Annotated in this window: 16 protein-coding genes and 1 pseudogene; 7 read left to right on the top strand and 10 right to left on the bottom strand. The window is 40.9% G+C overall.

The genetic code is table 11. The annotated features are described in order from the left end of the window. Positions 1-4: 4 nt before the first annotated feature. Both ACVRYP_RS01265 and ACVRYP_RS01260 read left to right on the top strand, forming a co-directional pair. Positions 5-367, top strand: coding sequence for a hypothetical protein (locus ACVRYP_RS01265; protein WP_447466968.1), 363 nt, complete (start codon positions 5-7; stop codon positions 365-367). Between the two features lie 33 nt (positions 368-400). After that, positions 401-712, top strand: a complete 312-nt coding sequence (locus ACVRYP_RS01260; RefSeq protein WP_447466967.1) for a CPBP family intramembrane glutamic endopeptidase — start codon at positions 401-403, stop codon at positions 710-712. A 112-nt stretch (positions 713-824) separates the two neighbouring features. Here ACVRYP_RS01260 and nrdF read toward each other — a convergent pair whose 3' ends face one another. The 4 genes from nrdF to ACVRYP_RS01240 all read right to left on the bottom strand — a co-directional run bounded on the left by nrdF (position 825) and on the right by ACVRYP_RS01240 (position 5499). Further along, the gene (nrdF, locus tag ACVRYP_RS01255) at positions 825-1784 is read right to left on the bottom strand and encodes a class 1b ribonucleoside-diphosphate reductase subunit beta (RefSeq protein ID WP_447466966.1); all 960 of its coding nucleotides are present in this window, start codon (positions 1782-1784) and stop codon (positions 825-827) included. Between the two features lie 22 nt (positions 1785-1806). Next, entirely contained in the window at positions 1807-3966 is a 2160-nt protein-coding gene (nrdE, locus tag ACVRYP_RS01250) for a class 1b ribonucleoside-diphosphate reductase subunit alpha (protein ID WP_447466965.1), read from the bottom strand. 45 nt (positions 3967-4011) lie between these two features. Beyond that, entirely contained in the window at positions 4012-4230 is a 219-nt protein-coding gene (gene nrdH, locus ACVRYP_RS01245; protein WP_447466964.1) for a glutaredoxin-like protein NrdH, read from the bottom strand. A gap of 147 nt (positions 4231-4377) precedes the next feature. After that, entirely contained in the window at positions 4378-5499 is a 1122-nt protein-coding gene (locus ACVRYP_RS01240; RefSeq protein ID WP_447466963.1) for an NAD(P)/FAD-dependent oxidoreductase, read from the bottom strand. Between the two features lie 145 nt (positions 5500-5644). Between ACVRYP_RS01240 and ACVRYP_RS01235 the strand changes: the two genes are divergently transcribed. Together ACVRYP_RS01235 and lepB are read left to right on the top strand one after the other, a co-directional pair. Further along, positions 5645-6322: a P-II family nitrogen regulator gene (locus ACVRYP_RS01235; RefSeq protein ID WP_447466962.1), complete on the top strand. Its 678-nt coding sequence runs from the start codon at positions 5645-5647 to the stop codon at positions 6320-6322. Positions 6323-6447: 125 nt separating this feature from the next. After that, positions 6448-7005 carry a signal peptidase I gene (gene lepB, locus ACVRYP_RS01230; RefSeq protein ID WP_447466961.1) on the top strand — a complete coding sequence of 186 codons (558 nt, stop codon included), beginning with the start codon at positions 6448-6450 and terminating at the stop codon, positions 7003-7005. 384 nt (positions 7006-7389) lie between these two features. Here the strand turns inward: lepB and pulA are convergent, their stop codons facing one another. Continuing rightward, entirely contained in the window at positions 7390-9489 is a 2100-nt protein-coding gene (gene pulA / locus ACVRYP_RS01225; protein ID WP_447466960.1) for a type I pullulanase, read from the bottom strand. A gap of 186 nt (positions 9490-9675) precedes the next feature. Between pulA and malQ the strand changes: the two genes are divergently transcribed. The 3 genes from malQ (at position 9676) to ACVRYP_RS01210 (ending at position 13818) form a co-directional block, all read left to right on the top strand. Beyond that, the gene (malQ, locus tag ACVRYP_RS01220; RefSeq protein WP_447466959.1) at positions 9676-11214 is read left to right on the top strand and encodes a 4-alpha-glucanotransferase; all 1539 of its coding nucleotides are present in this window, start codon (positions 9676-9678) and stop codon (positions 11212-11214) included. A gap of 4 nt (positions 11215-11218) precedes the next feature. After that, positions 11219-13486, top strand: coding sequence for a glycogen/starch/alpha-glucan phosphorylase (locus ACVRYP_RS01215; RefSeq protein WP_447466958.1), 2268 nt, complete (start codon positions 11219-11221; stop codon positions 13484-13486). Positions 13487-13653: 167 nt separating this feature from the next. Next, positions 13654-13818 (top strand): hypothetical protein, encoded by a 165-nt coding sequence (locus ACVRYP_RS01210; RefSeq protein ID WP_447466957.1) that lies wholly within the window; start codon positions 13654-13656, stop codon positions 13816-13818. Between the two features lie 119 nt (positions 13819-13937). Here ACVRYP_RS01210 and glgB read toward each other — a convergent pair whose 3' ends face one another. The 5 genes and pseudogenes from glgB to ACVRYP_RS01185 all read right to left on the bottom strand — a co-directional run. Further along, on the bottom strand, positions 13938-15800 hold the full coding sequence (gene glgB / locus ACVRYP_RS01205) for a 1,4-alpha-glucan branching protein GlgB (protein ID WP_447466956.1): 1863 nt from the start codon (positions 15798-15800) through the stop codon (positions 13938-13940). A gap of 13 nt (positions 15801-15813) precedes the next feature. Beyond that, the gene (gene glgA, locus ACVRYP_RS01200; RefSeq protein ID WP_447466955.1) at positions 15814-17256 is read right to left on the bottom strand and encodes a glycogen synthase GlgA; all 1443 of its coding nucleotides are present in this window, start codon (positions 17254-17256) and stop codon (positions 15814-15816) included. Positions 17257-17386: 130 nt separating this feature from the next. Then, a complete protein-coding gene (gene glgD, locus ACVRYP_RS01195) occupies positions 17387-18505 on the bottom strand; it encodes a glucose-1-phosphate adenylyltransferase subunit GlgD (RefSeq protein ID WP_447466954.1) in 1119 nt (372 codons plus the stop codon). A 1-nt stretch (position 18506) separates the two neighbouring features. Further along, the gene (locus tag ACVRYP_RS01190; protein ID WP_447466953.1) at positions 18507-19664 is read right to left on the bottom strand and encodes a glucose-1-phosphate adenylyltransferase; all 1158 of its coding nucleotides are present in this window, start codon (positions 19662-19664) and stop codon (positions 18507-18509) included. A gap of 337 nt (positions 19665-20001) precedes the next feature. Beyond that, positions 20002-20179: pseudogene (locus tag ACVRYP_RS01185) on the bottom strand (5-methyltetrahydropteroyltriglutamate--homocysteine methyltransferase); the annotation flags it as partial.

Below are 20179 nucleotides of genomic sequence, written 5' to 3'. Positions count from 1 at the left end.
AGATATGAAGGGATTAGAGTGGCTAAAAGCTGAGCCAAATCGTAGAGATTACGTGATATTAGGAGTGCTGGTTCTGCTGATGCTGCTGGTGATTTATGATCCCTGGTATTGGATTTACGATGGTTTGGTATGGTTGGGGGTAGATGAGTTTGCAAGGACACTTGTCTTTACCTTGGTTAAGTTTGGTTTGGGGCTTGTTCTATTAATTGTTTTACCCAAGTGTGTCGGGTCGGCTGAGTTTCGCTTGACCAAAATCAGTTGGAAAGTCGTTTTGGTTTGGATTCTGTTGTTTATCGCTGGCGAGTATTTAACCCATTACCTCTATGAGGTTATGCCTACGCAAAATGGTCAGGCTATTGAGGGTTAGCTTCGTCAGGTCATTACCGATAGGGATTTGTATGTGTTTTTAGGGATGGCGATTATCGTTTCCCCGCTATACGAAGAGTTGCTCTGCCGTGTGGGGCTCATGTCCTTGGTCTTTAAGGACTCACGCTATTATTTAGATGTTTTGCTGTCGAGCACTGTCTTTTCCTTGATGCATATTGTTCGCTACCAGTGGAACACTATGGATTTTGTGATTTATTTTATACTGGGTTTTGTTTGCTCGATGATATACAGGACCAGCAAGTCAGCTTACTATCCAATATTGGCCCATGCTCTGGCGAATACCTACAGGTCTTGGGCCATCATCACTTATCTCTTTTTGAGGTGATTATACTTGAAATGCCTGTATGGGTAGATAAGCATATGGATACCATAGATATAAGAAAACCATCTCCAGCAATCAATCTGCTAGAGATGGTTCTTTTATGGAGTAATATTTTTTACATACCGTAGAGGTAATCGTCGTCCTGCATGGATTCCACTTCACCGAGGAGGTAGCCATTACCGACTTGAGAGAAGAAGTCGTGGTTGGATGTTCCGGTAGAGATACCGTTCATGACGATTGGGTTAACGTCAGAAGCTGAGTCTGGGAAGAGCGGGTCTTGTCCGAGGTTCATGAGGGCCTTGTTGGCATTGTAGCGCAAGAAGGTCTTCACTTCCTCCGTCCATCCAAGACCATCGTAGAGGGACTCTGTATAGCCTTCCTCGTTCTCGTAGAGGGTGTAGAGGAGGTCATACATCCATTCACGGAGGCGTTCTTGCTCGTCTTCTGGCAACTCATTGTAGGCTAATTGGAATTTGTAACCAATGTAAGTGCCATGGACAGATTCGTCACGGATGATGAGTTTGATGATTTCAGCCACGTTAGCCAGTTTGTTATTACCAAGGTAGTAGAGTGGCGTGAAGAAACCAGAGTAGAAGAGGAAGGTTTCTAGAAAGACACTGGCGATTTTCTTTTCAAGCGCTGTGCCGTTAAGGTAGATTTCGTTGATGATTTTAGCCTTGCGTTGCAAGTATTCGTTGTTGTTGGTCCAGTCAAAAATCTCATCAATCTCAGACTTGGTGTTGAGGGTTGAGAAGATAGAAGAGTAAGATTTGGCATGGACAGATTCCATGAACTGGATATTGTTGAGGACGGCTTCCTCATGTGGCGTGCGGACGTCCTGACGGATGGCTTCAACCCCTGTTTCAGACTGCATGGTGTCAAGAAGTGTCAAGCCGCCAAAGACTTTGCCGACAAGGTCTTTTTCCTGGTCCGTAAGGCTGCGCCAATCATCCAAGTCATTTGAGAGGGGAATACGGGTATCGAGCCAGAATTGCTCGGTCAGTTTTTCCCAAGTCGACTTATCAATAGCATCTTCAATGGCATTCCAGTTAATGGCTTTATAGTAAGTGGTCATAATTTCTCCGATTCAATAAGTGTTAAATCACACAGCTTTCACATTGGTTAGCACCAACCTCATCCCCATCATCTGTAAAGGTACGGATGTAGTAGATAGACTTGATGCCCTTGTTGAAGGCGTAGTTACGAAGGATAGAAAGGTCACGGGTTGTTTGCTTGCGTTCTTTTTTCCACTCGTAAAGGCCTTCTGGGATGTCGCTGCGGAGGAAGAGGGTCATCGAGAGACCTTGGTCTACGTGCTCAGTTGCGGCAGCATAGACATCAATCACCTTACGCATGTCCATATCGTAAGCCGAGGTGTAGTAAGGAATGGTCTCTGTTGAAAGACCAGCAGCAGGGTAGTAAATCTTACCGATTTTCTTTTCTTGACGCTCTTCAATTCTCTGAGTGATCGGGTGGATGGAAGCAGACACATCGTTGATGTAGCTGATTGAGCCGTTTGGTGCCACAGCGAGACGGTTTTGATGATAGAGACCGTCAGCCATTACTTTTGCTTTAAGGTCTGCCCAGTCTTTCGCTGTTGGGATAAAGATATCCGAGAAGAGTTCTTTGACCTTGTCAGATTGAGGGACATATCGACCATCAGTGTATTTGTCAAAGTAGCTACCGTTCGCATAATCAGACTTGTCAAAGTTATGGAAGGTCACGCCACGTTCACGGGCAATGTTATTAGACTCAACCAAGGTCCAGTAGTTCATTAACATAAAGTAAATGCTGGTAAACTCGATAGACTCAGGGCTACCATATTCCATGAGGTTTTGTGCGAGGTAAGAGTGGAGTCCCATTGCCCCCAAACCAAAGGTATGCGCCAACTCGTTACCGTGGTTAACCGTTGGTACGGCCTGGATATGAGAAGCGTCTGTCACATAGGTCAAGGCACGTGTCATAGTACGGATAGACTTTCCAAAGTCTGGAGAGGTCATCATGTTCACCACGTTAGTAGATCCCAAGTTACATGAAATGTCAGTCCCCATCTTGACAAATTCTTGCTTGTCATTGATGATAGATGGTTCTTGAACTTGAAGGATTTCTGAACAGAGGTTTGACATGGTAATCATACCATCAATGGGATTGGTTTTGTTGGCCGTATCAATGTTTATAACGTATGGATAGCCCGATTCTTGCTGAAGTTTAGAGATTTCTGTCTCAAGGTCACGCGCCCGAATCTTAGTTTTGCGGATACGTGGGTTAGCCACCAATTCATCGTATTTTTCAGTGATGTCGATATAGTTAAATGGCACACCGTACTCTAACTCTACCGAATAGGGGCTAAAGAGGTACATGTCCTCATTTTTGCGGGCCAATTCGTAGAATTTATCAGGAATGGTAACACCTAGTGATAAGGTCTTCACACGCACTTTTTCATCGGCATTTTCTTTCTTAGTCGATAAGAAAGCAATGATGTCTGGGTGGAAGACATTAAGGTAAACGACACCAGCTCCCTGACGCTGACCAAGTTGGTTGGAGTAGGAGAAGCTATCTTCAAAGAGTTTCATAACAGGAACAACGCCAGAAGCAGCCCCTTCGTAGCCCTTGATAGGCGCACCCGCTTCACGGAGGTTGTTGAGGGAAATCCCAACACCACCCCCGATACGAGAGAGCTGAAGGGCTGAGTTGATGGAACGCCCGATTGAGTTCATGTCATCTGTTACTTGAATCAAGAAACAGGACACCAATTCACCACGACGGGCACGGCCAGCGTTCAAGAACGATGGCGTAGCAGGCTGGTAACGCTGATGGATCATCTCGTTAGCCAAATTAGTCGCTAATTCTTCGTCACCATTAGCAAAGTAAAGGGCGTTGAACATGACACGATCTTCCAGAGATTCTAAGTAGTAGCGGCCATCATTTGTTTTGAGGGCGTACTGGTTGTAGAACTTGTATGCCGCCATGAAAGACTTAAACTGGAAGTTTTGACTCTTGATAAAATCGGCTAATTCGGTGAAAAACTCACGACGGTAAAGAGAAATGAACTCTTTTTCAATATAGTTTTCAGCAAGCAAGTAATCGATCTTATCAGTGATGGTCGTAAACACCTTAGTGTTTGGAATGACATTCTCACGGAAGAAAGCATCAAGAGCTTCCTTGTCCTTATGAAGGGGGATTTGTCCGTTAACTGGACGATTGATTTCGTTGTTGAGACGGAAATAAGACACGTCTCCTAAATCTTTAAGGCTCATAATTTTCCTTTTTCTAATAAGTTTATAGGTAAAACAAAAAAACGGTTAGGCTAGAGCCTTTAACTTGGCAGGTTGAAAACCGGCCCAAACATCCGTCGGGGTTTGAATAACAGGAGCAGCCGAAAACCCTAAGTCTTTGACTTGTTGAATATATTCCGGTTGCTCATCAAGATTGATTTCCTTGAAATCAACTCCTAGTTTGACCAATTCTTTTTTGGTCATGTTGCATTGCATACAGTTATTCTTAGAATAAACAGTTACCATGGTAAACTCCTTTAACTTCAAATGATTCTCATCTAGTATACCAGATTTAGAAAGAATGTCAAGATTAAAACACCAGATATTGTGTTATATGTTTTACAACCTCACAATATATGGTGTTCAAATCAATAGAGCAGAAAGCTTATCACATCAAGCTTTTGAGCGCTTTTGGATGTATTTTGCTGGTGAATAAGGAGTAATATCGTAATCAGGATCCTGCCCCAAAATGTGCTGGGCTATTTGCCACGCGATAAAGGGGCCGTTCGTTAAACCTGATGACCCTAGACCAGAAGCTACCCAAAGGTGATCATGATTAGGAACAGTACCGTAAAATGGGGCATAATCAGACGTGTAAGCGCGTATACCAACGCGAACTTTTGTGATGTCTTGATCGGCTAAGGCTGCGATAAAACCGCTAGCTTTTTCCTTTAATCCCGAAATAATTTCTTGGTCCACAGAAATATCATAGCCCATATCATTTTCATGACTCGCCCCTATTACTAAACGCCCGTTTTCAAATGGTAGAAGATCAATCTCACCTGGAGGCATACAGACAGGCCATGATTCTGTGTCAAAGTCTGTTTGAAATTCTAATAATTGGCCTTTTTGCGGGCGAACATCCACCTCGTAGCCGAGAGGGGAGAGGAGCTGTGGTAGCCAAGCACCGACTGCTAAGATGATCGTCTCAGCTACATGTTTTTTGCCTTGATAAAGAACAGTGTGTTCATTGAGAAGTTGTGCTTCTCCTTGCAAATAGATTCCTCCATTTTGGATAAAGAGCTTCCTTAAATCATCAACAAGTTGCGCGCCGTTGAGTCGACCACCGCCAGTAGCAAAGACAGCACCATAGTCGCTTTTAAACGGAGGAATGACTTCAGTGACTTCTTCTGGGGTATGGATAGTAACCTCACCGATTCTTGGACAATCGACCCGCCTTTCATCGGCTAGCTGAACTGCACGTTCCAAATGCTCATCTTTTTTCTTCAAGATAAAGGTTCCTGATTGTCTATATGGTAAGGCTTCTAAACCATCCTTACTCAAGTCTTCCATAAAGAACTCATAGAAAGCAGCTCCTTGACTGGTTAGACGGTACCAATCCTTGTTTCTTTTTAGGGTAAACCAAGGACAAATGATGCCTGCAGCTGCCTTAGTCGCTTGGCCAGTTCCGTCGTCGATAAGAGTGACCTGGAGATCTGAAGATTTAGAAAGGTAGTAGGCGGCTGTAAAGCCTACAATCCCTCCACCGATTATTATAATTTGCTTCTTTTTCATAAGAGCATTATAGCATTGTTTAACCAGAATATCGACAAAATAAAGAAGAAATCCCAAAAGTTGGTTTGAAATACCCTTATTCATTTGTTATACTGGTAACAGATCAAACCTAGTGGTCCGATCTGTTAAATAGGAGAATAAAGACGTGAATACTGTAGAACACACGAATCAGCTTGAACTGCTATACGCCATTGTTAACTCTGGCCAGGGAAACCATATTTTAAAACTAGCTCAAGAAGCAGGCATCCAACATGGGACAATCGTTTCAGCATTAGGGACTGTTAAGCATCCCTTTATGGATTTTTTGTCACTTTATGATGCTGAAAAAGACATCGTTTTAATGGTTAGCTGGCAAGAAAAAACGCAAGAAATAATGGACTATTTAGAGCAGAAGGTTCATTTTGAAAAACCAAACCATGGCTTACTATTTAGCATTAGTGCTTGTCAGGTCATTGGAGCAGAAGGATTTCCAACGACCTTTATGGACACCGACCAAGCTAAAGGAGAAAAGAAGATGTACCATTTAATTACAACGATTGTGGAGCAAGGATTTGCGGATAATGTGATAGAAGCTGCAGAAGTAGCAGGATCACGTGGTGGGACGATTATCAATGGTCGGGGCTCTGGTTCTAGCGAAATGACGAATCTCTTTAATATGACCATCGAGCCTGAGAAGGAATTGGTTTGGATTGTGGCTCCTAAAGAAGACTCTGATAAAATTATTCAATCGATACGTCACTACCTACGTATTGACGAGCCTGGTCGTGGTATTATTTACGTCCAAACGATAGATGACATCTATGGTCTTTATAAGGGGGAATAAGGTGAGAAAGAAATACTCTTTTCATCTTATTTCATCTTTTTACTGAAAATGACTACTAAATCCTTAAATCAACCTGTACTTTTTTGTAATTTATGATACAATAAAAGTGTGAGGAGTGAGATTGTATGGTTAAAAGAGATCTGATAAAGCATATTATTTTTGTAGTCGCTATAATTTTAAGCCTAATTGGATTAAGACTATATATTTTTGAACCATATACCGTTGCTGAACAAGACGCCAATAACTATATTCGTCAAGATGATATGGTAGTGGCTTTTAAGACAGTTAAAACAGATTACAGTGACTTGGTTCTCTATCAAGTAGAAGGAGACAAGCAAGTTGGTCGTATTATTGCCAAACCCGGTGATTCAGTAACTTACATGGATGATGTTCTCTACCTGAACCATGAGATTAAGGATGAACCTTACCTAGAAAATCTGAAAACAGCCTACCACAAACAGTTTGTCAATGGTGCCTACTTCACCAATGATTTTAGTATCGAGACACTTACTCAAACAGTCGATGGAGTGATTCCTAAAAGTAAATACCTTATTCTTAATGATGACCGTACCAATTCCAAGGATAGTCGTGAGTATGGCTTAATCAATAAATCCGATATTATTGGTGTTATCAGATTTAGATTGGCCCCATTCGCAGATTTTGGTTTTGTAGATAGTATTTAAAAAGATGAAGAAGAGGAAGGACGATCGTCCTTCCTCAGATTGAAGACAAAGTCTCTTTTGAAACTTTCCTTAGGTGATAACGGACGGTAGCGACTCCCTTCGGGATTCCAAACCTAAGTTTTGAGCCTAAGGTCTCCAAACTTCCGAGTGCCTGAAACTATTGCGTTTCAGGCACTTTTATCACAGCGGAAAGTTTCGATAATTGCTCGCTTAGCTCGCAAAAGATCAACTCTTTAAAACCTTGCTAGAACTTTGTAATATCCTGTTGACAGAAAAACTAGGGTTTGTCTACGTTCTCAGAGGAAGGACGATCGTCCTTCCTCTTTCTGCTGATATGATGACTCAAGTTTCAGATGACACAACCCATGGAGGCTCTATGTTAAGCTAAAATGGGTTATTTTTCAGGACAATGAGCGATAACCCCTTAATTTCAACAATACTTGGTGATGTTTCTAACGGGCTGTCGAGACTTATGTCCATATTATGAAGGTAAAGGTCGTAACCTTTTGGAACTTCAAAAGAGTAATGGTCCTGCCCGAAGTTAAAGATAATCAGCAAATCATCAGCACCATTTTGCAGACTGTATTTGAGAACTGTTGGTGTTAACCAATAAAAATCCAAACTGTCTTCCATTTCTTGGGCTGTCTCTAAACTAAGAATTGGGTGAGCTTTTCGAAAGGCAATCAGTTTACTGATAAAGGAGACATGATCTTTGTAAGTAATGGTGCGTTTCCAGTCAAAGCGATTAATGCGATCAGGTTGATTATAAGTGTTATCAATTCGGCCTTTAGTGCGAAAGGCTTCCTGACCAGAGTGAAGGAATGCCACACCTTGGGATAGGAGTATAATTTGTTGAGCAAAGCTTGCACGATGCCGTTTTTCATCATGGTTAAGGCTAGGATTATGGATGGTTAAATAATCAAAATAAGTCGCATTATCATGGCACTCAACATAATTAAGCGATTGGCTCGGTTGGTAATAACGACCGGGAATCTCAATCATTCCAATACTAGCAGTTAAAATTTCTTCAATGACCTGTTTTTTCTTTCCGCCATAAATAATATCAGGATGGCAGATTAATTCCTTGATTTCTTCTCTAAATCGATCATTGAAAAATCCGATTCCTGGCGTTTGATAACTGTTGAACTGGTGGGCCAGTTGTGAGGCATCAAGGCCAGACATCATTTGCCATCCTTCCCCATATAGATAGATGTTAGGATAGATAGCCCGCGCTTGTTTTTCGATTGCCAACATGGTGTCAATATCGAGAACTCCCATTAGGTCAAAGCGAAAGCCATCCATACCGTAATACTTCATCCAGATAAGAATAGAATCTATGATAAATTTGCGGACCATGAGTCTCTCTGTACCCATGTCATTTCCACAACCTGTACTATTAAACCGACGATTGTTGGCGTCATACCTTGAACAATAGCCTGGAACAATTTTTTCAAGAACAAAGTTGTCTACATCGTATACATGATTATAAACGACATCCATGATGACCCCAATACCATTATCATGGTAGGTTTCAATCGCTTTTTGAAGCTCGGTAATGCGCGCATAAGGATCATTAGGATCTGAGGCATAGCCCCCTTCAGGGACATTATAGAGCATGGGGTCATAGCCCCAATTGTAGACAAGATCGATGTTGTTCTCATCAACACTTCCAAAATCATATACAGGCATGAGTTGAACGTGTGTGACGCCAAGATTTTTAACATAATCTAAGCCCAGACGGTGTTGGCCAACTTGAGGAGATTCTGTAAGACCTAGATACTGCTTGCGATTTTTAAATGGAATAGTATTCTGAGATGAAAAATCTCTAACACTCAGCTCATAAATGACCGATTGGTTAACAGGAATTGGATTAGTGTAGCTTGAACGCATTTGAATTTTATCAGGATTGATAACGAAGCTGTGTCCACTATTTGCCTGAGCCGATAACGCATAAGGATCTTGAGTTTCACGCCACTCTCCATTCACTAAATGAAGGTAGTAGTAGGCTTTTCCATCCAGATCACCCTCAACTTCAGCATTCCAAACACCTTTGTCAAGTCTGCGCATTTGCCTAGGAGTTTCTTCTACAACCACAAAAACCTTTTCAGAAATAGGTGCCCAAAGTTTGAACTGAGTTTTTTCAGGTGAATAGTATGCTCCTAAGTCATTCCCATCATAATAAAAGTAATCATCAAAGATAGAAGTTCTGACAATCGCACCCCACTCTAATTGGGTGACATTCCGATCGTTGTCATAAACAATATATTGCTCATCAAAATCAAGCGCTTGCACAGTTTGAAGCTCAAAAATATAATTGTTCTCATTCTTAAAATAGTTAATGATAAGGAGAGGTAACTCATGGGCTAAAAGGTCATTTTTTAACGCTAGCGTAAATTTTAAGCGATGATCAAAAAAACGCTCCTCGATTGTAATTCTTATTGTTTGTTTATCTTGAAGCTGAGCTCGAAAGCTACGATAAGCCATAATCTGTTCTCCTTGGTATAAAAGTACTACGAAACATTTTACTTTAAAAAAAAAAATTAGTCAACGACTTGTAATCTCTTTTTAGGTATAGTATAATGGTTACAGATACGCAAGCGATTGCATGTATTATTCATGAAACCATGCATGAATGATAACTGAAATGAAAAGAAGGATGTCGGTGACTATATGGAAAAAAGATATAGTGGGATTTTAATGCACATATCTTCCTTGGCCAACCGTTTTGGTATTGGAAGTTTTGGACAATCAGCCTACGACTTTGTCGATTTTTTAGATCGAACAGAGCAAAAGTTCTGGCAAGTCTTACCGCTTGGTCCGCTAAGTTATGGTGATTCTCCTTATCAGTCTTTTTCGGCTTTTGCTGGAAATACCTACTTTATTGATTTAGAGCGTTTGATTGAAGAGAGGTTAATCGATTGGGAAGATCTGAATGGTCTTGATTTCGGAAACCAGAATGACACGGTTGACTATACTAAGATTTTTGAGACGCGACGCCCTATTTTGGAAAAAGTTGTTCAAGCCTTTAAGGAAAACGGGAATCAAGAAGCTTACCAACATTTCCTGGCTGATAATATGGAATGGATCTATGATTTCGCCGATTACATGGCTATTAAAGAATACTTCGATAATAAGTCTTGGATTGATTGGCCAGATGAGGGAATTAGGAGACGTGATTTTGGCAGCTTAGCCTACTATCGTGAACTCTTAGCTGATCAAATCATGTATCACCGAACTACCCAATACCTTTTCTTTCAACAGTGGCAAGATTTAAAGGCTTATGCTAACCACAAGGGAATTGAAATTATCGGTGATATGCCTATCTACGTTTCAGCAGATAGTAGTGATATGTGGACATCGCCTCATTATTTCAAAACAGATGAAGCTGGGAGACCAACAGTAGTAGCAGGTTGTCCACCGGATGCCTTTTCGGATACAGGCCAACTCTGGGGGAATCCTATCTACGACTGGAACGCTATGGCATCGGACGGTTTTCAATGGTGGGTTTTAAGGATGAAAAAATCTTTAGAGCTTTATGATTGGATTCGTATTGATCACTTTCGAGGTTTTGAAGCTTACTGGGAGGTTCCAGCCGAAGATGATACAGCTCTTAATGGTCGCTGGGTCAAAGGGCCTGACAAACTCTTGTTTGATGCTTTTAAAGAAGGGCTAGGCGAAAATCTTCCCATTATTGCTGAAGATTTAGGATTGATAACAGATGAAGTGATTGAACTACGAGACCATCTTGGCTTACCGGGAATGAAAGTGTTGCAATTTGCGTACGACAGTCTCGGAGATAGTATCTATCTACCTCATCGTTGTGATTACAATACAGTAACTTATACAGGGACCCACGACAACAATACCATTCGGGGGTGGTATGAAGAGGATATTACTGAAGCTACTAGGGTGTTTTTTGACCAATACAGTCATCGCAAAACTGATGAAACACCAAGTCAGGCCATGATTCGACAGGCTTGGGCGACCAATAGTCAAATAGCCATTACTTCTATGCAGGACTTGTTGGATCTAGATAGTAAAAGCCGAATGAACACCCCATCCACACTAGGAATTAATTGGCAGTGGCGCATGGGTTCTGCTATAATAGATGATATGGTCGAAGACTACTTGCTCAACCTCACGAAGCTTTATAGTAGGGAAAGAACGCATCAAGTCCCCACTCAAGAAAGCCATTTATTAGGAGATTAAATATATGTTAAATTTACAACAATTTGTCCAGGAAATCTATGCGAAACGCATTGAAGACTGTACTAACGAAGAACTGTACTACGCACTACTAAGCTTGACACATCGAGCTAGTGGGGCTCTTGCGACCAATTCCCAAAAGAAAAAAGTGTACTATATCTCAGCTGAATTTTTGATTGGAAAACTCTTGTCCAACAATCTGATCAATTTAGGCCTTTACGCTGATGTTAAAGACCAATTAGCAGAAGCTGGGAAGGACCTTATTCAAATTGAGGAGGTTGAAATGGAGCCATCCCTTGGGAATGGCGGTTTGGGTCGCTTGGCAGCATGTTTCTTAGATTCTATCGCGTCATTAGGTTTAAATGGGGATGGTGTCGGTTTGAATTATCATTTCGGACTCTTCCAGCAGTTATTTGAAGACAACCAACAAAAAGCAGTGCCTAACCCATGGATCACCCCAGAATCTTGGCTTAAGCCCTCTAAAATCAGCTATGAGGTTCCTTTCGCTAACTTTACTCTGACCTCCAAACTTTATGATATTGATGTCCCAGGTTATAAGACCGCTACCAAAAACCGTCTTCGTCTCTTTGATTTGGGGTCAGTCGATGACAATATTGTCTATGACGGGATTGAATTTGATAAGCAAGATATTTTCCGAAATCTGACACTTTTCCTTTACCCAGACGACTCTAACCGAGAAGGGGAATTGCTTCGTATCTTCCAGCAGTACTTTATGGTGTCAAATGCGGCGCAGCTCTTGATCGATGAAGCGTTAGCTAAGGGCTCAAATCTCTATGATTTACCTGAATATGCTGTCGTTCAAATTAATGATACACACCCATCTCTGGTAATTCCTGAGTTAATCCGTCTTTTAACGGATCGTGGCATTGATTTTGATCAGGCTGTTGAAATTGTTTCTCAAATGACAGCCTATACTAACCATACGATCTTGGCTGAAGCTCTTGAAAAATGGCCACTTCGTTTCTTAGAAGAAGTTGTCCCTCACTTAGTTCCGATTATTATTGAATTAGATCGACGTGTCAAAGAAGCACATGCGAATCCATCTCTTGCCATTATTGATGAGGATAATCGAGTTCACATGGCTCACATGGACATGCACTATAGTTTTTCAGTTAATGGTGTGGCGGCACTTCATACTGAAATTTTAAAAACATCAGAACTTAAACCGTTTTATGATTTATACCCTGAGAAATTTAACAATAAAACAAATGGGATTACTTTCCGTCGCTGGCTCATGCACGCTAACCCTCGCTTGGCTAGCTATCTTGATGACTTATTAGGTCATGGCTACCATCATGAAGCCAGTGAATTAGAGAAGTTTTTAGAGTATAAAGGGAATGCTGAAACTCGGGCTAAACTGGAAAAAATCAAGCAACACAACAAACGTAAGCTAAAAGCTCATTTGGAATCGTCCCAAGGAATTACCATTAATCCGGATGCTATTTTTGACATTCAGATCAAACGGATGCATGAGTACAAACGTCAGCAGATGAATGTTCTCTATGTGATTAATAAGTATTTGGACATTAAGGCCGGAAATATTCCATCAACCCCATTAACGGTCTTCTTTGGAGGTAAGGCTGCGCCAGCTTATACAATTGCGCAGGACATCATTCATTTAATCCTTGCCTTGTCACAATTAATTGCTAATGACCCAGAAGTTGCCCCTCATCTGCAAGTTGTCATGATTGAAAACTATAACGTCACAGCTGCAAGTTTCTTGATTCCAGCAGCAGATATCTCGGAGCAAATCTCATTGGCATCTAAAGAAGCTTCAGGAACAGGAAACATGAAATTCATGCTAAACGGAGCTCTAACTCTCGGAACGGATGATGGCGCTAACGTTGAAATTCATGAATTAGTCGGTAGTGATAATATCTATATTTTTGGTGAGGACAGCCAAACCGTTATTGATGCCTATGACAACCATTCCTACAATGCGCGGGAGTTCTACGAACGACCAAACATCAAACCATTGATTGATTTTATTATCAGTGATGCTGTTCGTCACTATGGTAACGATGACCGTCTTCACCGCTTGCATAATGAGTTAATCAATAAAGATTGGTTCATGACCTTGCTTGATTTAGAAAGCTACATTGAGACCAAGGAACAAATGCTTAAAGACTACGAAGACCGAGATACATGGCTAGATAAGGTCATTGTCAACATCGCAAAAGCAGGATTCTTCTCTTCTGACCGTACGATTGCAGACTATAACCGTGATATCTGGAAATTAGAACCAGAAAAATAAGACAAGGGAGTGGGACAAAAATCGGTAACCGAATAGGTTCGATTTCCCTCCCTTTTTCATTTTTAGGTTAGGGCTGAGAAGGTCTATCCCCAGACCTTCTCACTCCCACCCCCGCATAGCTGAAACAGTCATAAAGTGACTGTTTGAGGTTGGAAATAGAGGAAACGGTGTTTCCCTCTTTTGTTCGGGCTGTAAAAGATGATGAAATCAGCGAATTACAGGCCACTCAGCAGTGGCTCATTGGTGCTAAAGCACCTAATGACCTATGCAGGGGTAACACTAAAACTGGCAAAGCCAGTGAGTGTTACTCCCAACCACTGCGTCTTGTTTAACTGATAATAAATTATTAGGAGGCTAGGACTTTTGTCCCAGCCTCTTTGAATTGGAACAATAGTTTTGAGAAAAATAAAGCTCAGTCAGAATATTTCTGGCCGAGCTTTGATAGTTTAGATTATTTTTTATATTTTGCGGCATCTGGTTGAGATTTCACGCGCTCTAAGTAGTAAGTTGTAAACCGTGGAATGGTGAGATGGGTTTTTCCATCTTTGACATAGAGGTTAAAACTTTCTGTTGGAATCGCATTTGAAGAAAAGACCAAACGATATTCAGCAAGATCAGGTAGCTCGAGTTCAACTTCATAGAGGTTTTGATCGTTAAAATTATTGACGATTAAGAGCTCTTGGTCATCACTAAAGCGACGGAAGGCGTAGAAATTAGCGCTGGCATCGATTTTAGCCCATTCAAAAGTCTCCGGTTGGAAATCCTTAGCCCATAAGGCATCATTATCATGATAAAACTTGGTTAAGGTTTTCATCATATCATGAAAGGCTTGATGAATGGGATAATCCAGTAAAAACCAATCCATTTGTCGGTATTCGTGCCATTCTCTCACATGGGCCCATTCGTTCCCCATAAAGAGGTGATTTTTACCGGGATGGGCATAGAAGTAGGCATAGTAAGCCCTGGCTTGATGGAATTGATCTTCGTAGGAGCCTTGCATTTTTTCAACAATTGAGAGCTTGCCATGGACAACTTCATCATGCGATAGTGGCAAAATAAACTGTTCATTATGATGGTAAAACATGCCAAAGGTTATTTCATTGCTATGGTAGGTTCTATGGATTGGCTGGCGTTCAAAAAAGCTCAGCGTATCGTTCATCCATCCTAAATCCCACTTGAGGTCAAAACCGAGACCACCATCATCCAAAGGATGAGTGACTTTTGGATAGCTTGAGGAATCTTCAGCAATCATCATCACGCCCTTGAACTCCGTATGCACGAGCGCATTAACGCGCTTGATAAATTCTAGGGCAGCATGATTGATTTTATCTTCCTCGGTCTCCCCGCGCCAATAAATGAGATAGGATAGGGCATCTACACGAATGCCATCAAAGTGGAATTGCTCTAACCAGTACTTGATATTGGAAAGGAGGAAACTTTGCGTTGATCCTTTTCCAAGATCAAAGTTTGCAGTTCCCCACTGATGATTTTCTCGGTCGTGTTCTGGACTATATTCATATAGCGGACTTCCATCAAACATGTACAGGCCATGGGCATCTTTGCAGAAATGAAGAGGAACCCAGTCTAGAATCACGCCGATCCCAGCCTGATGGCATTGGTCGATAAAATATTTCAAGTCATCCGGTTTACCGTAACGACTGGTAGCACTGTAGTAACCCGTCACTTGGTACCCCCAAGATGCATCTAGTGGATGTTCCATAATGGGCATGAGTTCGATGTGGGTAAAGCCATGTTCTTTCACATGCTCAATAACAAGAGGGGCCAACTCTTTATAGGAATAGAAGTAGTCGAGAGGTGGCATATCATCAGACTGTTCATCTTTCCGACGTTTCCAAGAACCCAAGTGCAACTCATATATGGAAACTGGAGAGGATTTGAAATCATAGTCAACTCGCTGGTACATCCAGTCATCGTCTTTGAATTTGTATCTAAAATTATAGGTAGAAGAAGCAGTACCTGGACGAGTTTCACTATAGAAAGCATAAGGGTCTGCCTTAGTGATTTCTTGACCATCATGAGTCACAAGGAGGTATTTATAAAGGACCTGAGATTTGACATCTGGAATGTAACAATCAAAAATTCCTGTACCGTCAGAAGTCATCGGATGCGTTTTTTGCCAGTTATTAAAATCTCCAATGACAAAGACTTCCTTGGCATTAGGGGCAAAAACACGAAACTCTGTCCCCAGAATCTTGTTACGCTCTTTGACGATATGAGCCCCCATGACTTCATATAGATTAGTGTGCTGACCCGTATTAAGAAAATACAGATCTTGTTCTCCGAATTGGGCCATAATCTCCCCTTTCTTAGCGCGTTATTCCTTGATAAAGATTTAAGTAGGATTCTGCGGAAGCTTGCCAGCTAACATCTTTACTCATGGCATTTTTGACGAGAGCCTGCCAATCTTGAGGGCGGTTGTAGTAAGTGTCTAAGGCATAGTCATAAACCATTCGCATAGCGTCGGCTGATTTTCCTGTAAAGACAAAACCAGTACCCTCTTGGTTGAATTGGTTATACGGAGAAACAGTATCCTTCAAGCCACCAGTTTCTCTGACTAACGGCAACGAACCGTAGCGCATGGCAATTAATTGGCTAATGCCACAAGGTTCAAACATGGATGGCATAAAGAAGAGGTCGCTCCCAGCATAAATCTGATGGGCTAGAGCTTCGTTGTATCCTTGATAAAAAGCGAATTTTTCTGGATAGGCTTCTTTATAGTAATTAAAGGTGTTTTCAATATTGGCTTCACCATTTCCTAAAACAACAAATTGAACACGTGCTTGAAGCATTTCTGGTAATTTTTCAACCATGAGATAGAAGCCTTTTTGCCAAGTGAGGCGAGACACAACACCAACAAGTATCGTGTCTTTATCTTGTGGCAACCCAAATTGTTCTTGTAAGGCTAATTTATTAGCAACTTTATCTTCAATAGTGTCTAAGCTATAATTCTTTGCTAAAGCGGTGTCTGTTTGACTATCCCAAACATCATAATCAATGCCATTGACGATGCCTGATAGGTCAAAATAACGTAGTCCGAGAACATGTTGCATGTTTTCACCGAACTCATCCGTTAGGATTTCTTGGGCATAAGTGTGAGAAACTGTAGTTACTTTGTCTGCATAAAGAATGCCCAATTTCATGTAACTAATCTGATCATCATAGAAACGAGCAGTGCCATCACGGAAATAGCCATAGTCCATGCCCAAACTAGCCCAAAGTTCATGTTCAGGAAAGACCCCTTGAAAGGCGAGGTTATGAATGGTTAAGACATGTTTGATATTGCGAAATTCTTCCCGATAGCTGTAAAACGTTCGGCATAGGAAAGGAATTGCTGCCGTATGCCAATCATGAGTGTGAATCACATCAGGGAAAAAGCTGAGCGCTTCTAAGAGACGGCAAGTGGCATGTTGGAAAAATCCGAAGCGGTAGGCGTCGTCACCGTAGCCATAAAGCTCATCACGTTCAAAAATATCTCTGTGCTCAATAAAGTAAAAGGTCACACCGTCACGATCTTCCTTGTAGACATTGGCCATGGTGTGAATATTACCTGCATTGACATCATAACTGACGACATAGTCAAATCGACCATGGTCATTTATGGCCATTTTTTTATATAGGGGAAGAACGACCCGGACATCAGCTCCACTTTTGGCTAGCTCTTTTGGTAGGGAACCAATCACATTCGCCAAACCACCACTTTTGATATAGGGTAGTCCTTCTGAGGCAACAAATAAAATAGATTGTGACACAATAGAATCCTTTCTTCAAATAAGACGGGTTAAAGGAAATCGGAGCAAGGACTAAGCCTAGCTCCGACCATTACCCATTACTGCTTTATAAGGCTAATGAATAACCGTAAAATTGACAGTTACAAGTCAATTAAATAATTTCACGTGGTTTGATATAAACGGGTGTTTCAGGTGTTCCATTGATATCAATCGAGTGCTTAATCTCAGTTTCTTTATCAATAATGGCATTTTCAATCGTTACACCAGATCGAACTGTTACTCCATTTAAAATAATAGCGTTTTTGATAACGACACCATCTTCAATAACAACATCACGATCAATAACAGAATTTTGGACCTGACCATTGATGATACCACCATTGGAAATCAAACTACCAGATACTTCAGCGAGCGGTCCATACAAGGTTGGAGAACTGTCTGTCGTTTGTGTATGGATTGGCCAATTGGGCTTGAAGAGCAGTCTGCGGTTATCAGGATCGATGAGGTCAATCTGTGTTTTATAGTAGGATTCAATCGTATTGATACAAGCTACGTAATCTCGGTGAGCGTAACCAACCATTTTATAATCATCTACAACATCTGCTAAGATTTCCTTGAACCAATAGAGCGAGGAAACTTTGTTGGCTCTTTTAATGAGTTCAATAAAAAGCGTACGCTTCATGAAGTAAGCTTCTAAAGAAACTTGACGGTTTTTATACTTACCATGGTTTTCTTCAAAGCCAACAATCCGTTTTTTCGTATCAAACTTTAAGGTGTCACAACCGATAAAGGCTTCCTTAGCATCGCTAATGTTTTTGTAAAGGACCGTGATATCAGCACCAGTCGCTTTATGGTTTTCTTCAACCTTGTTAAAGTCTTGGCTATAGACAAAATAACTTGGTGCAATAAGCACATATTCTTTTTTAGAGCGTTCAATGTAACGCATGTTATCAGTGAAAGCTTTAATATCATGTTGGTAAATTGAAGTAGCATTAGTTTCACTATTTAAGAGTCTTAATCTGCCTCGTTTAGTATTGATATTGTATTGATCGCCAGTTCCGACATGCTGAATGGTAGAGCGCATCTTAGAAGACATGTAGACCTGAAATTCTGAAATGCCAGAGTTAGAAAAATTCGAAAGTATAAAATCAATGACTCGGTAGCGACCTAAGAAGCCATAGGCCTGTGTACTGCGGTGAGGCATAAATTCAGGTCCAAAGTCAACGTTATTTCCGTCAATGTTAACAATTCCTAGAGTGTTTCTAAGCATTTTAATCCTCCTTGTCATCCTTTTTATCCTTGTTATAGGCAATATCTTTATCAACTAATAAGATATTGTCTGGTGTCCCAGATAGGACAACACCTGGTCCAACCTTCACTCTATCGGCAACGATAACATAATCTAAAGAAGTATCATTGGCAATTTGAGAACCAGGTAAGAGAACAGAATTTTTGACAACAGCACCTTTAGCGACACGGACATCAGTTGATATAACAGAATGTTCCACGTGACCACCAATAATGGCACCTTTATCGATATAAGCCGATTTAACAACAGCTTCCTTGCCAATCACTTGCGCTGGAGATCCAGAGTCTTCTGAATAAATTCTCCAAGTCGGATCAGCCAGGTCTAAATCATTGCTCGTATCTAATAAATCCATATTAGATTCCCAAAGACTGTTGACAGTACCAACATCTTTCCAATAGCCCTTATAAGGATGCGCATAAAGTCTAAGACCATCTGCGAGGTATTTAGGGATAATGTCATGACCAAAATCATGAGTAGATTCTTCAATCTCTTGATCTTCTAGCAAATATTTTTTCAAGGTCTTCCAGTTAAAAATGTAGATCCCCATAGAAGCTAAATTGCTTTTTGGTTCAGAAGGTTTTTCTTCAAATTCCTCGATTCGATAGTCCTCGTCTGTATTCATAATACCAAAACGAGAAGCTTCTTTAATGGGAACCTCGATAACTGCAATGGTAGCATCGGCTTTGTTACGCTCATGAGTTTCTAGGAGTTTATCATAATTCATCTTGTAGATATGGTCCCCAGAAAGCACCAAGACATACTCTGGATCGTTAAAATCGATAAAATCAATATTTTGCGTAATAGCATCAGCAGTACCTTTATATAGTCCAAAGCCACCAATTTTTTCGCGAGGCGGTAATACAAAAATACCTGAATCTTTAACATCAAGACCCCAGCGCTGCGACTTAGCAACATAGGAGTTAAGTTGAACCGATTCATACTGGGTAAGGACTCCAACCACCTCGATACCTGAATTTGCACAGTTACTTAATGGAAAATCGATGATACGATATTTTCCACCAAAAGCTACGGCAGGTTTAGCGACTTTTTTGGTAAGTCCTTCTAAACGTGTTCCTCGACCACCAGCAAGGATCATTGCCAACATTTTATTGTTTGCCAAATCAACCAACTCCTTTAATTTTAGTATGGTTACATTATAGCATAACTCTTTAGGAATTGAAACCGTTTTCTGTAGTTTTTGATTATTTTTCCAAAAAAATTTCCATGGTTTTTACAAAATGCTATGACACATAAAACTAATAGAATTAAATAGTATATTAAACAAGACATGATGTCATTTTTTTTTTCATAAAATAGACTAAATTTATGAAAATCCTGTTAGGGGTTTCATAGTACTCAAAACTGTAAAACGTTCTTGTCCATTTTACACTTGTCTTACTCTATTCATCAATCAAAAAAAGAAGCGTCAGGATGCAACCGCATTCTTGACACTGTGGTTAATTTTGCCAGAATTTCTTAGCAATTTCTTGGCCTTGTTTGATTTTTGCCCATTGTTGAGGAGTGGCTAACTCGTTACCTGAATCGCAAGAAGCAAAGCCGCATTGGTGAGATAGGAAGAGGCGCTCTTTAGGGAGAATTTGGCTAGCTTCTTCCAAGAGGTCTAAAGCCCGTTTT

It is taken from the genome of Streptococcus rifensis (genome assembly GCF_053203525.1).
The sequence above is the reverse complement of the archived record's forward strand: the minus strand, read 5'-3'. Positions and strand labels throughout refer to the sequence as shown.